At 74.0% G+C, this 13937-nt stretch carries 13 protein-coding genes; 9 read left to right on the top strand and 4 right to left on the bottom strand.

What is annotated here, in order from left to right; genetic code table 11:
* Nucleotides 1-1886, bottom strand: a 1886-nt coding sequence (locus B7L92_RS28100) for an NAD-binding protein (RefSeq protein WP_107501623.1), incomplete at its 3' end; no start/stop codon positions are given.
* 198 nt (nucleotides 1887-2084) lie between these two features.
* On the opposite strand from B7L92_RS28100, the gene B7L92_RS28095 reads away from it, so the two are divergent.
* Together B7L92_RS28095 and B7L92_RS28090 are read left to right on the top strand one after the other, a co-directional pair.
* Entirely contained in the window at nucleotides 2085-3083 is a 999-nt protein-coding gene (locus B7L92_RS28095) for a permease (protein ID WP_081240160.1), read from the top strand.
* A 137-nt stretch (nucleotides 3084-3220) separates the two neighbouring features.
* The gene (locus B7L92_RS28090; protein WP_081240170.1) at nucleotides 3221-3925 is read left to right on the top strand and encodes a TIGR03943 family putative permease subunit; all 705 of its coding nucleotides are present in this window, start codon (nucleotides 3221-3223) and stop codon (nucleotides 3923-3925) included.
* Between the two features lie 17 nt (nucleotides 3926-3942).
* Here the strand turns inward: B7L92_RS28090 and B7L92_RS28085 are convergent, their stop codons facing one another.
* Entirely contained in the window at nucleotides 3943-4221 is a 279-nt protein-coding gene (locus B7L92_RS28085; RefSeq protein ID WP_081240157.1) for a twin-arginine translocase TatA/TatE family subunit, read from the bottom strand.
* Nucleotides 4222-4368: 147 nt separating this feature from the next.
* Here B7L92_RS28085 and B7L92_RS28080 point away from each other — a divergent pair, with 147 nt between their 5' ends.
* Both B7L92_RS28080 and B7L92_RS28075 read left to right on the top strand, forming a co-directional pair.
* On the top strand, nucleotides 4369-4758 hold the full coding sequence (locus tag B7L92_RS28080) for a BlaI/MecI/CopY family transcriptional regulator (protein ID WP_081240155.1): 390 nt from the start codon (nucleotides 4369-4371) through the stop codon (nucleotides 4756-4758).
* Nucleotides 4759-4764: 6 nt separating this feature from the next.
* Complete coding sequence (locus B7L92_RS28075) at nucleotides 4765-5697, top strand: M56 family metallopeptidase (protein WP_081240153.1); 933 nt, start codon at nucleotides 4765-4767, stop codon at nucleotides 5695-5697.
* 67 nt (nucleotides 5698-5764) lie between these two features.
* Here the strand turns inward: B7L92_RS28075 and B7L92_RS28070 are convergent, their stop codons facing one another.
* Nucleotides 5765-6052: a zinc-ribbon domain-containing protein gene (locus B7L92_RS28070; protein ID WP_081240150.1), complete on the bottom strand. Its 288-nt coding sequence runs from the start codon at nucleotides 6050-6052 to the stop codon at nucleotides 5765-5767.
* A 166-nt stretch (nucleotides 6053-6218) separates the two neighbouring features.
* Between B7L92_RS28070 and B7L92_RS28065 the strand changes: the two genes are divergently transcribed.
* From B7L92_RS28065 to B7L92_RS28040, 5 genes are all read left to right on the top strand, one after another.
* The gene (locus B7L92_RS28065) at nucleotides 6219-7748 is read left to right on the top strand and encodes a PH domain-containing protein (RefSeq protein WP_081240147.1); all 1530 of its coding nucleotides are present in this window, start codon (nucleotides 6219-6221) and stop codon (nucleotides 7746-7748) included.
* A 544-nt stretch (nucleotides 7749-8292) separates the two neighbouring features.
* Nucleotides 8293-9630: a hemolysin family protein gene (locus B7L92_RS28060; protein WP_081240144.1), complete on the top strand. Its 1338-nt coding sequence runs from the start codon at nucleotides 8293-8295 to the stop codon at nucleotides 9628-9630.
* A complete protein-coding gene (locus tag B7L92_RS28055) occupies nucleotides 9627-10652 on the top strand; it encodes a hemolysin family protein (protein WP_081240142.1) in 1026 nt (341 codons plus the stop codon). The genes B7L92_RS28060 and B7L92_RS28055 overlap by 4 nt, the downstream gene beginning before the upstream one ends.
* A gap of 171 nt (nucleotides 10653-10823) precedes the next feature.
* Nucleotides 10824-12035 carry an acyltransferase family protein gene (locus B7L92_RS28045; RefSeq protein WP_081240140.1) on the top strand — a complete coding sequence of 404 codons (1212 nt, stop codon included), beginning with the start codon at nucleotides 10824-10826 and terminating at the stop codon, nucleotides 12033-12035.
* 142 nt (nucleotides 12036-12177) lie between these two features.
* The gene (locus tag B7L92_RS28040; protein ID WP_081240138.1) at nucleotides 12178-13128 is read left to right on the top strand and encodes an ion transporter; all 951 of its coding nucleotides are present in this window, start codon (nucleotides 12178-12180) and stop codon (nucleotides 13126-13128) included.
* A 218-nt stretch (nucleotides 13129-13346) separates the two neighbouring features.
* Here B7L92_RS28040 and B7L92_RS28035 read toward each other — a convergent pair whose 3' ends face one another.
* Nucleotides 13347-13634, bottom strand: a complete 288-nt coding sequence (locus B7L92_RS28035; RefSeq protein ID WP_081240137.1) for a DUF4190 domain-containing protein — start codon at nucleotides 13632-13634, stop codon at nucleotides 13347-13349.
* Between the last annotated feature and the right edge of the window lie 303 nt (nucleotides 13635-13937).

Below are 13937 nucleotides of genomic sequence, written 5' to 3'. Positions count from 1 at the left end.
CGCCCCCTGCGTCCCAGCAGTTCCGCCAGCCCCCGTCGCGTGGCGGCCAGCACCACGCGGTCCTCGGCGCGCAGGACATAGGTGTCGGGCAGGTCCCACACCAGCCCCGAGCCCCGTATCTCCGTCCCCGGACCGCCCGCGGAGACCCCCGCCCGTTGCGGGGACGCCGCCGTGTCCAGGGCCAGCACCCGCCACGCCCCGGCCCGGAACGCCTCGCCGACCGTCTTGCCCTCCAACTGCGGATGACCGCCCACGACCACCGCCGCGAACAGCAGCACCCGCCGCTCGACCGGGATCGCGCCCAGGATCTGCCGGCCCATCATCGCCCCGGCGAACGCGGGGGCCGCCAGGTGGGACACGCTGCGGCTCCGGGTCAGCGCGCCGGGGTGCGCCGTCCGCAGGGTGCGGTACACCGCCTTCGCGAAGTCGTCCTCGTACAGCCGCAGCACGACCCGCAGATCGGGCCGCACGGACCGGGCGTACAGCACCGCCTCCAGGTTGGTGGTGTCCGCGCTGGTCAGCGCGAGCAGCACGTCCGCCCGGTGGATCTTCGCGGCCTCCAGCACGCCCTCCTGCGTGACGTCCCCGAGCACCACCGGCACCCGTAACCGCCGCGCCGTCGCCATGCCCCGCGCCTCCGGGTCGGCCTCGACGCACACCACCGGGATGTGCAGTTCCCGCAGCCGCGTCAGCACCCGCGTCCCGATCTTGCCCAGCCCGAGCAGCACCACGTGCCCGCTCAGCCCGCGCGGTGGCTTCCGCAGCGCCGACGCGGTGCGGAACAGCCCCAGCGCCTCCAGCACCGCCGCCAGCAGCACCGGCAGCAGCAGCAACCCGACCAGCCCCGACAGCAGTTGCAGGATCTGACGGCCGGCGGGCTCGTTGACGGCGGGCTCGTTGATGGCGAAGAGGTCGAGCAGGGTGACGTAGGTGGCGTGCAGCGGGTGGTCCTCCGTGACCACCATCAGCGCGACGGCGAGCGCGACCACGGCCGCCACCAGCCCCGCCAGCGACCAGCGCAGCCGCCGTGAGAACAGCGAGGCGAACGGGGGCACCCGGGCCCGTCCGGCCGGCAGCGGCGGCCCCGAGTGGGACACCTGCTCCAGCACCACCGTCCCGCGTCCCGTCGCCGCCTCCACCGCCGCCGCGTCGGGCAGCAGTTGGGGCCCCTGTTCCCCGCTGTCCTCCGAACCCTCCGTACCCGCGGGGTCGTTGCTCGTCGCGGACAGCAGCGCCAGGGTGCACAGCCCGGGGTCGGCCACCTGGCCGGGCTCCGGCGGCCGGCGTTCCACGGCCCGCAGCAGCAGGCCGTCGGCGTCGACGACCTTGCTGGTGCCGACCAGCGCGGTGCCGACCAGCGCGGGTGCGGCCGTGTCCGCGTCGGACAGCACGGTCGTGGCGGCGTCGATCTCCGCCCCGGTCCGGCCCTGTGCATCCGGGTCGGCCAACACGGCGGCCTGGTCGAGGAGTTCCTCGATGTGCTGACCCAACCGCCGGTTGTAGAGCCTGAGGACGATCCGCAGCCGGGGATTGAGCCGGCGGGCGGTGAGCGCGGCGCGGATGTTGGTCTCGTCGTCGTCGTACACGAGCGCCAGCGCGGCGGCCTGCTCCACCCCCGCCACGGCGAGCACGGCCTCGGTCGGCTCGGCGGCCTCCAGCATCCGCTCGCCCGGGGTCACCGTCCCGTCGGGGCCGCCGTTGCCCCGGTTGACGGCGGTCACGACCCGGTCCAGCAGGGCCGCGGAGGCCGCGCGTGCCCGCCCGACCACCGGCTGCCGCACCCGGCGCCCGGCCGGCGGCACGACGAGCACGACCTGCTCGCGGTACACGCCGCGCAGTTCGGCGGCGAGCCGGTGCGCCAGCCCGTCGTCACCGCACACCACCATGGGCGCGGACGGGTCGCTGGGCAGGGCCGGATTCGGAAGGAGGCTCACCACGAGGGAAAAGACTGCCCTATACACACGGGTGGTTCCAGGCCCGGTCGGAAGGGAGTTGAACGACCGCACCGGTCGCGCCGTATGGGGAGGGAGGGGCCCTCACGCCCCGCTTCGTCGCGCGCGTTCCACCGGAGGTGTACCCGGCCCGTGGCCATCACCGAGCCGGCCCCGGACGGGGCCGGGCCCGTCGAGGAGCCCCGTCGTCCCGACTCCCCCCTCCTCCTGACCCTGGCGCTGCTCACGGCCGTGATGTTCCAGGACTCGATCCGCGGTGCCCTGGCCGCCCCGGTGATGCAGAGCTGGACGACGGTGTTCGTGGCGGTGGTCGTCCAGGCCCTGCCCTTCCTGGTGCTCGGCGTCCTGCTGTCGGCGGCGATCGCGGTGTTCGTCCCGCCGTCCTTCTTCGCCCGCGCGCTGCCGGGGCGTCCGGCGCTGGCGGTTCCGGTCGCGGGCGCGGCGGGCGCGGTCCTGCCCGGTTGCGAGTGCGCGTCCGTGCCGGTGGCGGGCGCGATGATGCGCAGGGGGGTGACCCCGGCGGCCGCCCTGACGTTCCTGCTGTCCGCCCCCGCCGTCAACCCGATCGTGCTGACGGCCACCGCGGTCGCCTTCCCCGGCGAGCCGCGGATGGTCCTCGCCCGCTTCGTGGCGAGCCTGCTCGCGGCGTGCGCGATGGGCTGGCTGTGGCACCGCCTCGGCCGCACCGACTGGCTGCGTCCCCCGGCCCGTTCGGCCCACGAGGGCCGGAGCAGGGGCGCCGCGTTCTGGGGTTCGGTGCGGCACGACGTGACGCACGCGGGCGGCTTCCTGGTGGTCGGCGCGATGGCCGCGGCGACGCTGAAGGCGGTGGTCCCGGCCGAGTGGCTGCGCGCGGCGGCCGGACAGCCGGTGCTGTCGGTGCTGGCGCTGGCGGCACTCGCCGTCCTGCTGTCCATCTGCTCGGAGGCGGACGCCTTCGTGGCGGCGTCGCTGACCCAGTTCTCGCTGACGGCCCGGCTCACCTTCCTGGTCGTGGGCCCGATGGTCGACCTCAAGCTCTTCGCCCTGCAGGCGGGCACGTTCGGCCGTGCCTTCGCCCTGCGCTTCGCCCCCGCGACCTTCGCCCTGGCGGTCGCGGTCTCGGTCCTGACGGGAGCGGTGCTGCTGTGAACGACCGGAGCGACCGGAACACCCCGAACGACCGGAGTGGTCAGAGCACCCATGAGGAGGCGAGCACCCCGAACGACCGGAGCGAGGGGAACGAGAGGAGCGAGGGGACCGGCCGGGACACGCGGGGGCGTCTGCGTCTGGACCGGCAGGCCCAGGCGGCGCTGCTGTTCCTGCTCGGCGCGGCCGTGCTGCACGCCGGCTGGACCGACCTCCACCTGCGCTACGTCAAGGCCGGTCTGCGTCCGCTGCTCCTGCTGTCGGGGGCGGTGCTGATCGCGACGGCGGCGGCGACGGTCTGGTACGAGCGGCGCCACGCGTCCCCGGCGGACCACCACCCGGAGCCCCGCGTCTCCTGGCTGCTCGCCCTCCCGCTCCTCGCCCTGATCCTGGTCGCCCCACCGGCCCTCGGCTCCTACAGCGCCATCCACACGGGCACGGCCCTGCAGAAACCCTTCGGCTTCCCCGACCTCCCCGCCCGGGGCCCCCTGCGCCTCGGCGTGGGCGACTACGCGGCACGCGCGGTCTACGACGACGGCCGCCACCTCCGCGACCGTCCCCTCACCCTCACCGGCTTCGTGGCCCTGGACCGGGACGGCGCCCCGTACCTGGTCCGCATGACGCTCAACTGCTGTGCGGCGGACGCCCAGCCGGTGAAGATCGCCCTGACCGGTGAGATCCCCCCGGTCCTGCGACCGGACGGCTGGCTGGAGGTCACCGGCACCTACAGTCCGCGCCGCACGAAGGACCCGGTCAACGACGGTCCCGTGCCCTACCTCGAGGTCACGGCGGCCCGGCCGGTCCCGCCCCCGGCCGACCCGTACGACGACACGGGGAGCGGCTGAGAGGGCCCGCCGTCCGCCTACGGTCGGCGCCGCTCCGTGTCCGAGGCGTCGGAGACGTCGGAGGCAGTGGAGTTGGTGGGGTCGGTGGAGTCGGTGGACGCGGCGTCCCCGGAGACGACCTTCCCCTGGACGACGCGGGGCGCGTCCTGCCGGTCCTGCTCCTTGGCCGCCCGGGCCTCGGCCTTCAGGATGCGGGCGGACTTGCCCGCCGACCGGGCGAGTTCCGGCAGTTTCTTGGCAGCCAGGACGGCTATGACGACGATGAGGATGATCGCGAGTTCGCTGAGTCCGAACATGGGGGGCCGTCCCTCTCGTGAGCCGGTGCCGAGTGCCGGTGCCGGTGCCGCCACTGGAATCTACAGTAATGTAGAGAATTTGACGGCGTCCGGTCATCTATACGATGACCGCCCGGGAAACGTAGGGCGGCGGAAGGGAGACAGGCCGTGGCGGAACACGGGCAGCGTCCCCGGCGGCGAGGACAGGGCGAACTGGAGGCGCTGGTCCTGTCGGCGCTGCGGGAGGCGGACGGACCGGCGACGGCCGGCTGGGTGCAGGAGCGCCTGGGCCAGGACCTCGCCTACACGACGGTCATCACGATCCTGACCCGGCTGCTGGCCAAGGGCGCCGTCACCCGGGAACGGGCGGGCCGTTCCTTCGCCTGGACCCCGGCGTCGGACCACGCGGGCCTGGCGGCCCACAAGATGCGCAGGGTCCTGGACGCCGAGAGCGACCGGGAGGCGGTCCTGGCCAGCTTCGTCACCGGGCTCGGCCCGGACGACGAACGGCTGCTGCGGGAACTGCTGGGTCGGCCCGGGAGCGAAGGGGAAGACTGAAACCTCATGGGGGTGTTCGTCTTCCTGCCGCTGGTCCTTCCGCTGACGGCCTGGCCGATCGCACGCCTGGCCGAGCAGCACCTGCACCCGCGCACCGCGACGCGGATGCTGACCGCGGTGGCCGCGGTGATGGCGACGTGCAGCACGCTCTGCCTGGCGCTGGTGATGGTGGTCGGCACCGCCCAGCTCCCCGGCAACCCGCTGCCCGACGGCTGGTCCGACCCGGAGGTGCGCGAGGCGGTCCCGTACGACGAGGTGGCGGGGAAGGCGGCGATCCCCGCCCTCTGCGCGGTCGTGCTGGCCTGCACCCGCATCCTGTGGCGGCACGTCCGCACCCGCCGCCGCGCCCACCGCGCCCTGGCCGGCCTGCCGGACACGGAGGTGGCGGTCCTCCCCGACGGCACCCCGTACGCGTACGCGCTCCCGGGCACCGCCTCCCACCGCGACCGGGTGGTGGTCACCACCGCCCTCCTCGACCACCTCGCCCCCGCCGAACGCCGCGCCCTGTTCGCCCACGAGCGGGCCCACCTGACCGCGCGTCACCACCGTTTCCTGCTGGCCGTCCGGCTGGCCGCCCACGCCAACCCGTTCCTGCGGCCGCTGCACACGGCGGTGTCGTACACCACGGAACGCTGGGCCGACGAGGAGGCGGCCCGCACCGTCGGCAGCCGCCGCACGGTCGCCACCGCCATCGGTCGGGCGGCCCTGGCCTCCGGTCCGTCCCCGTTGCCGACGGCCTTCGCGTCCCCGGGCCCGGTCCCGCGCCGCGTGGCGGCCCTCCTCGCGCCGCCCCCGGCGCCGGGCCGCTGGCCGGCCGTGTTCACCTCGGTGGGCCTGGCGGCCTGGGGAGCGGCGGCGGGCACGGCCGTGTCGGCCATGTCCTCGGCGAACTCCGCCCTGACCCTGTTCCTGATCCTCCGCGCGGCGACGCCGCTGTGAGGCCCGCCCGGGCCGCCCGGGCCGCACGGACCGCACGGGCCGCGCCGAGGGGCCCCGGGGGAGGGCCTCAGGGCCGGTAGGGCTGCTGCTGCGGCTGCCCGTACCCCTGGCCGTCCTGCCCGGCGGCCTGCGCCCGGAGCTGCTCGGCCTGCTCCTCGGTCACCTTCTGCTCGGCGCCGCAGAAGGTGCACTGCGTCGCGTACTTCGTCGAGAACGGGAAGAGCGGCACGAAGAACAGCGTGAACTTCGTGACCCGCTTCCTGAGCGTGTGCGCGGACGGGTTCCCGCACTGGCCGCACACCAGCGTCAGTATCGCGAGCTGGTACAGATACCCCTTGGTACCAAAGATGATCATTCGCCCATCCTTCCCGGGCCGCGATCCACCGAACCGCCGCACCGCGTGCCCTTCACTGAGAACCGTCTCCCCCGGCTGCCCGGTCGGCAGTCGGCAATGTGGCGGACGGAAGACTGCCGCACCCGGCACAAGCCCCCGCTCACCGGCCGTGGGCAGGATGCTGCACATGAACAGTGCCCGGGAAGTGATCTGCCACCCGCAGGAGAAGGGCCTCTGGTGGATCCTCGGCGGACTCGGGGCCGTCGCGACGGTCGCGGCCGTGGGGCTCTGGGCCGCTTCCGGCACGGACGCCTGGCTGGTCGCCTGCCTGCTGTCCGTGCCGACGTGCCTGACGTCCCTGAACCGGGCCACCGCCCGGGTGCGCGCCGACGCCCGCGGTCTGCACGTCCGCACGCTGGCGCGCCGCTGGAGCCTGCCCTGGAGCGACGTCGCCGACCTGCGCGTCCGCCTGAAGTACGAGAACACCCCGCGGGCCCCGGAGGGCCGCCGGGTCATCGCGGTGCTGCGCGACGGCCGCAGGCGGCGCCTGCCCCTGCCGGTGAGCTGGACCCCCCACGACTCGGACTTCCACGCCGCCCTGGACGCGCTGCGCGCCCTGCACCGCCACCACGGGACCCCGGAGTCGGACCACCTCCCCGTCATCTCGAGCCGCACCGCGGGCCGGGGCTGGGCGGGCGCCCTGGCCCTGTGCGTGCTGCTGCTGGCGGGCGCGGGCCTGGCCGGGTGGTTCGTGCCGGGCACCGGAGCGACGGAGCGGGCGTGGAAGTCGGCCGTCCCGTGCACGGCCGGTACGCCCGCGGAGGACCGGTCCGAGTGCCTGACCACTCTCACGGCGGTGATCGAGCGGACCGAGCCCCGGCGCCCCAGGAAGGAGAGCCTGCTGTACTTCACCGACGCCCGCCCGATGAGGCGGCTGGCCGTCTCCCAGGAGGCCGCCCAGGAGTTCCTTCCCGGCGACCGCGTCCGGCTGACCCTGTGGCGCGGTGAGGTGAGGACGGTGGCGGGGGAGCGCCATGTGTGGCAGGACCACATTGCCGGTGCCGGGGAGGTGGCGGTCATCGCGACCGGCCTGGCCCTCGGCGCGGGCTGTCCCGCGGCCCGGCTGCTGATCCGTCTGCGCGGCCGCCGCCGCCCCGACGACGAGGTCCTCCCGTCGGCCCTGCCCTTCGCCGTGCCCCTCGTCGTGACGGGCCTGTGGCTGCTTCCCTTCAGTCACGCGTACTTCGCGAGACCGCTCGGTCCGATGGCGGCGCTCACCTGGGCGGCCGCGGGCACGCTCGTCAGCCTGGCCTTCCTGTTCTGGGCCTGGCGCGCCACCCGCATCCGGGTGCCCGAGGCGTCCCCGGCGTCCGGCGCCGCCGGTGGGCCGTCCGCCGACGCCTTCGACGGCGAGGTGTTCGTGCGGGCCCGCTTCCTGGAGCCCACGGACTACAACCCCCATTCCTTCGGCACCCACATCGTCCTGGGCGGTGGCGCCCCGCCGGCGGTGATCCCGCACCCCGGTCCGGGCCGCTACGCGGCCAGGCCGATCCCGGTGGACCGCCTCACCCTGCGGGACGTGCGCCGGGCCAGGGGCAGCGACGGCGACACGGTCCCCACCGACTGGCACGTGGCCGAACTCGACGACGGGGGCACCCCGGTCCGCCTGGCGGCGGCCCCGGCCGACCTGGTCCGCATCCTCGACCGGCTGAGGTAGGACCGGCGTGCGGACGACGCGTGCGCCCGCCGCCGGGCGTCCACGCCCGCGAGGACGTTCGCGAGGACGTTCGGGTGAGCGTCCGGGCGGCTGTTCGGGTGGCTGTCCGGGCGGATGTCCGGTTGGTGGGCGAGCGGCGGGCCGGGGCCGGGTCGCCGGCCCCGCCACCCGGCCGAACGCCTGCGGACGACGTGACATCGCCCACGGTGACCCCGACGGGGGAGGAGCCGCGCCCCCACCACCCGCCTCGAACGGGCCGACGTCCGCGTGAGCACGCGTTTCCGCGCCGGGACGCGCTCCCCCGCCGTACCGGTGGCGGGAACCGGACCGCGTCCCGGCCCTTGCCGCGCCGGTCCTTGAACCGGTAAAGGACTTTGCGCCTCCTTTACAGTTGGGGCAGCGGCAGGACATCCTGTTTCCGCACTTTGTCTTCCATGCGTTCGAGAAGGAGCGACGGTCTCCCAATGGGTGATCCTCCTAGTAGCAGCCGTGCCACTTCCCGCCGTCCGCGCCATGCGGCCACCGAGGGGGCGGGGGTGGCACGGTGACCGAGGTCCTGTTGCTCCTGCTCGCCCTGCTGCTGACGCTGGCCTGCGGGGTGTTCGTCGCGGCCGAGTTCTCCCTGACTACCGTCGAGCGCGGTGACCTGGAGCGTGCCGCCGAGGCCGGCGAGCGCGGCGCCGACGGCGCGCTGAAGGCCGTACGGCGCCTGACGCTGCAGCTGTCCGGCGCCCAGCTGGGCATCACCGTCACCTCGCTGGTGATCGGCATGCTCGCCGAGCCCTCCCTCGCGGCACTGCTGCGCGGCCCGCTGCGGGCGATCGGCCTGGGCGGCGCCGCCCCGCCGGTGGCGACCGTGCTGGGCGTGGTGGTGTCCACCGTGGTGCTGATGGTGATCGGCGAGCTGGTGCCGAAGAACTGGGCGATCTCCCGGCCGCTGGCGGTCGCGAAGGTGGTCGCGGGCCCGCAGCGCGCGTTCACGGCCGCCTTCGGGCCCTTCATCGGGCACCTCAACGGCACCGCGAACCGCTTCGTACGCCGCATCGGCCTGGAACCGGCCGAGGAACTGGCCTCCGCCCGCACCGCCGAGGAGCTGGGCGCGCTGGCCCGGCACTCGGCCGCCGAGGGCGCCCTGGAGGCGGACTCCGCGGAGCTGTTCGTACGGACCCTGCACCTGGGCGAGCTGACCGCCGAGAACGTGATGACGCCGCGGGTCGACGTCAAGGCCCTGGAGGTGCACGCGACGGCCGCCGACGCGGCCAACCTCAGCCACGCGACCGGCCTGTCCTGCTTCCCGGTCTACCGCGACAGCCTGGACGAGGTCGTCGGCACCGTCCACATCCGCGACGTGCTCGCCCTGGAGCCGGAGAAGCGGGGCGTCACGCCCGTCACCGACCTGACCTCCCCGCCCCTGCTGGTCCCCGACAGCCTCACCGCCGACCGGCTGCTGGAACGGCTGCGCGCGCACCGCACCATGGCCGTGGTCATCGACGAGTACGGGGGTACGGCGGGCGTGGCCTCCATGGAGGACATCGTCGAGGAGGTCGTCGGAGAGGTCCGCGACGAGCACGACCCCCACCAGGTGCCCGACCTGGTGTCCGCCGCGGCGACGCCGGACGGGCGCGCGGTGTGGGAGGCGGACGGCAGCGTCCGCGTCGACCGGCTCACGGACATGGGGCTCACCGCCCCGGAGGGCCCGTACGAGACCGTGGCCGGACTGATCGCCACCCGCCTGGCCCGCATCCCCGTCAAGGGGGACAGCGTGGAGCTCGACGGCTGGCGGCTCGACGTGCTGGAGGTCGAGCACCACCGCGCCGGCCGGATACGCATCACCGAACCGGCCGTGGCGCTGTCCCTGCAGCTGGTGGAGGAAGCCCGATGACCACGCTGCAACTCGCCATCGGCGCCCTCACCCTGCTGACCAACGCGTTCTTCGTCGGCGCCGAGTTCGCCCTGATCTCGGTGCGCCGCAGCCAGATCGAGCCGCGCGCCCGCACGGGCAACAAGCGGGCCCGGATGACGCTGTGGGCCCTGGAGCACCTGTCCGCGATGATGGCCACCGCCCAGCTCGGCATCACCGTCTCCTCGCTGGTGCTGGGCGCGGTCGCCGAGCCCGCCATCGCCCACCTGATGGAGCCCGCCTTCGAGGCGGCCGGCATCCCCCACGCCCTGGTGCACCCGATCGCGTTCGTCATCGCGCTGGCCCTCGCCACCTACCTGCACATGCTGGTCGGCGAGATGGTGCCGAAGAACATCGCGCTCGCCGCACCCGTGCCCAGCGCGCTGCTGCTCGGACCGCCCCTGGTGGCGCTCACCCGGGCGCTGCGGCCGTTCGTGTTCGGCATCAACGCCTTCGCCAACGCCCTGCTGAGGCTGCTCCGCGTGGAGCCCAAGGACGAGGTCGAGTCCGTCTTCACCGACGACCAGCTCGCCCGTATGGTCCTGGACTCCAGCGAGGCCGGCCTGCTGTCGCCCGCCGACGGCGAGCGGTTGCGCGACGCGCTGGAGCTGGGCACCCGGCCGGTGGGCGAGATCGTCGTCCCGGCCCAGCGGATGCGCACCGTCGACCACACGATCACCCCGGCCCAGCTGGAGCGGACGGCCGCCGAAGCGGGCTTCTCCCGCTTCCCCGTCACCGGCCCCGACGGCGCCGTCCTGGGCTACCTGCACGTCAAGGACACCCTCGGCCTGACCGAGCGCGACCGGCCCTTCCCGCGCTCCGCGCTGCACAAGGTCACCCGGGTGCGCATCGACACCCCGCTCGACGACACCCTCACCGCCCTGCGCGCCGGGGGCGGTCACCTCGCCGCCGTCGTCGGCGAGGGCGGGAAGGTCATCGGCTTCGTGACCATGGAGGACGTGCTGTCCGAACTGGTCGGACCGCCGGCCCCGGCCACCGCGTGACCGCCGGGCCGCCCCCGCCCGGGGGCGGCCCGGGGCGCGTTTTTCGGCCCGGCGGGGTTGGGCGGGGGCCCGGCGATGTGGTTAGGGTGCTGACGATGCTCTGCTCACACGCCACAGCGGTATCCGCGTCACCAGGGGCCACAGCCGACCCGGCCGGTGCCGGGAGGTCCCATGAGTGACACCGTGCGCACGGCCCGCCCACCGGCCGAAGGTCGGCCGGAACCGCTGCCGGCCGCGGCGGAGGACACGGAACCGGTCAAGGTCGGAGCGGGACCGGCCGAGGCGGACGCGGGACCGGTCAAGGTCGAGGCGGGACCGGCCAAGGCGGACGCGGGACCGGCCGAGGTCGGCACGGGACCGGCCAAGGCGGACGCGGGGCCGGCCAAGCAGCGGGACGCCTTCTTCGACAACGCGAAGTACCTGGCGATCGTGCTGGTGGCGGCGGGACACGCGTGGGAGCCGCTGCGGGAGGGCAGCCGCGCCGTCACCGCGCTGTACATGCTCGTCTACGCCTTCCACATGCCGGTGTTCATCGTCATCGCCGGCTACTTCTCGCGGCGCGGCGACGCGAGCCCGGGACGCGTCAAACGCCTGATCACCGGCGTCGCGGTGCCGTACGTCGTGTTCGAGGTGGCGTACACCCTCTTCACCCGCTGGACGGACCAGCAGTTCGGCCGCCCGATCAGCCTGCTGGACCCCCTGTACCTGACCTGGTTCCTGGCCGCGCTGTTCATCTGGCGGCTGACCGCGCCCGTCTGGAGGCTCGTGCGGTGGCCGCTGCCGCTCGCGCTCGTCCTCGCGATGCTGGCGACCCTCTCGCCGTCCATCGGCAACGACCTCGACCTGCAGCGCACTCTGCAGTTCCTGCCGTACTTCGTGCTGGGACTGCTGCTGAGGCCGGAGCACTTCCGGCTGGTGCGCCGCCGTGAGGTGCGCCTCCTGGCCCTGCCGGTCTCCGCCGGCGCGCTCGCGCTGGCGTACTGGGCGGCGCCGCGGGTGGACTACGCCTGGTTCTTCCACAACAGCAGCGCCGAGCAACTCGGCGCGCCCGGCTGGTACGGGCCGGTCATGACGCTGGCCACCTTCGGCTGCTCGGCGGTCCTGTCCGCCTGCTTCCTCGCCTGGGTGCCCGGACGCCGGACGTGGTTCACGGTGCTGGGGACGGGCACGCTGTACGGCTACCTGCTGCACGGCTTCTTCGCCCAGGGGGCCAAGTTCTGGGGCTGGTACGGCCCCGACTGGGTCCAGGGCCCCCTCGGCGCGATCGCCGCCACGCTCGTGGCCGCCGCGATCGTGACCGTGCTGTGCACGCCTCCCGTCCGGCGGGTCTTCCGCTGTGTGACGGAGCCGTCGATGGAGTGGGCCTTCCGGCGACCCGGCTGACGGCACCCACCGACCCGAGCGCCCCGGTTTGCCCGGGGCGCTCGTCCATGGGTGCCTACAGTGCTGTAGAAGTCTCTTCCGGAGCATGATCACTCAACGGGCCCGGGGCCCGTCGCGGGCGCGGAGGGGACAAGGCAGCAGCATGCCGCAGTACCACCAGGACCACGGTGTCGATTTCAGCGTTTCGTCCTGGCGCCGGCGCCTCGCGCACGTCTGCCGGGGCGTCACCGGGACCCGCTGGTTCGCCCTCGTCGTCTTCGCCGTGATCCTCGCCAACGCCGCACTGCTGGGGCTGGAGACGTACTCCGGGGTCGTCGCCCAGTGGCACCGCTGGTTACGGCTGGCCGAGTACGTCTGCCTGGCGGCGTTCACCGTCGAACTCCTGCTGCGCCTGGCCGCGCACGCCGACCGCCCCCGGGACTTCTTCAAGGACCCGTGGAACCTCTTCGACCTCGTCGTGGTCCTGTGCGCCTTCCTGCCCCTCGTCCGGGAGAACACCACCGTCCTGCGGCTGCTGCGCCTGGCCAGGATCCTGCGCACCGCCCGCTTCCTGCCCCAGTTGCGCATCCTGCTCGTCGCGGTCGCCCACAGCCTGCCCGGCACCCTGAGCTTCCTGCTCGTCGGCGCCCTGCTGCTGTACGTGTACGCGATGATCGGCTGGGTCTTCTTCGGCGCCCACGACCCCGAGCACTACGGCTCCCTCGGCCGCGCCGTCCTCACCCTCTTCCTGCTGATGGTCCTGGACGGCATCGGCGACGCGGTGCACACCGGACTGGAGATCTCCCGCTGGAGCCTCCTCTACTACGCCTCCTACGTCCTGCTCGCCTCCTTCGTCCTGGTCAACGTCCTCATCGGCGTCGTCCTCACCTCCCTCGACGAGGCCCGGACCATGGACGAGGCGGAAACGGGGAAACCGCCGACCCGCCCTCCGGTCCCGGACCGGACGGACCGGCAGCACCTGCACCACCGCATCGAGGCGGCCCGCAGGGCCCTGGACGAACTGGAACGCGACCTCGCCGACGTGGACCGGGCCGCGGAACGGTCCGCGGCCCGGGAGCGGGCGGTGCCGGGAAGGACGGGGAGACGTAGGTGACGCCTGCGTGCCCGGCGCCGGGGGGGCATGGGGCGTGTCCGGTGCCGGGGACGCGGGGCGTGCCCGGGAGGGGCCTTCCCCGCGGCCGCCGGACCGTGGTGGTCGCCGTGGGCCGTCGCCGTACCGCGGCGGCCGGGCGGCATCCCGGCAGCGGTGCGGGCGGGTACCCGGCCCTCGGCCGGCGCCCGCCCGCGTGCCGATGTCGGTCCGACGGGCCGCTAGCCGCCCACGTACCAGCTGAATCCGTCGTTGCTGGCGGCGAGGGCCAGGAGCGCCAGCCAGAGGACCACGTCGACGACGCCGAGGATGATGCCGGCCTTCGCCATTCCGGCACCGTTCTTGACCACCGCCTGGCGGCGGGCGATGGCACCGAAGATGATGGCCAGGGGGCCCAGGACGATGTTCAGGATGAACAGTCCGACGACGCCGCAGCAGAGGCTCGCGATCGCCAGGCCGTTGGTGCGCGATCCGGAGGACGCGGCGGAGGAACTCCCGTAACTCGTCATTGCACACTCCCGGTTGTCGGTTGCACGGACCGAACGGGCCGCACACTCCTCACTTTTGACTTGTTCGTCCGAATGCCCCCTCGGGGCGTCCCCATGTCAAGGGACCGGTGGATCGGGGTGGCGGGAGGTGATCCCACGGGCCCTTCGCCCCGAGGGAGGCCATTTCGCCGATCCTGTCGGAGTGGGCGGCCTTCACCCCGCATCAGGGGGGGCGGCCTGGCGTGGCCCCGGGTGGTCCCGAAGGGGTTCAGGAGGCGGGTCGGCTCCCGGTGGCGCTCCGAGGAACGGCTGCCGAGACCTCCC

Source organism: Streptomyces viridosporus (assembly GCF_002078235.1).
Taxonomy (GTDB): Bacteria; Actinomycetota; Actinomycetes; order Streptomycetales; family Streptomycetaceae; genus Streptomyces; species Streptomyces viridosporus.
Note: the sequence above shows the minus strand (reverse complement) of the source record. Positions and strands in the feature narration are given on the sequence as shown.

Bases quoted from the DNA above. Each gene is read 5' to 3' on its own strand.
- B7L92_RS28035 (WP_081240137.1), bottom strand. From the start codon at position 13,634: ATGACGAGTTACGGGAGTTCCTCCGCCGCGTCCTCCGGATCGCGCACC.
- B7L92_RS28040 (WP_081240138.1), top strand. From the start codon at position 12,178: ATGCCGCAGTACCACCAGGACCACGGTGTCGATTTCAGCGTTTCGTCC.
- B7L92_RS28055 (WP_081240142.1), top strand. From the start codon at position 9,627: ATGACCACGCTGCAACTCGCCATCGGCGCCCTCACCCTGCTGACCAAC.
- B7L92_RS28045 (WP_081240140.1), top strand. From the start codon at position 10,824: ATGAGTGACACCGTGCGCACGGCCCGCCCACCGGCCGAAGGTCGGCCG.
- B7L92_RS28070 (WP_081240150.1), bottom strand. From the start codon at position 6,052: ATGATCATCTTTGGTACCAAGGGGTATCTGTACCAGCTCGCGATACTG.
- B7L92_RS28075 (WP_081240153.1), top strand. From the start codon at position 4,765: ATGGGGGTGTTCGTCTTCCTGCCGCTGGTCCTTCCGCTGACGGCCTGG.
- B7L92_RS28085 (WP_081240157.1), bottom strand. From the start codon at position 4,221: ATGTTCGGACTCAGCGAACTCGCGATCATCCTCATCGTCGTCATAGCC.
- B7L92_RS28065 (WP_081240147.1), top strand. From the start codon at position 6,219: ATGAACAGTGCCCGGGAAGTGATCTGCCACCCGCAGGAGAAGGGCCTC.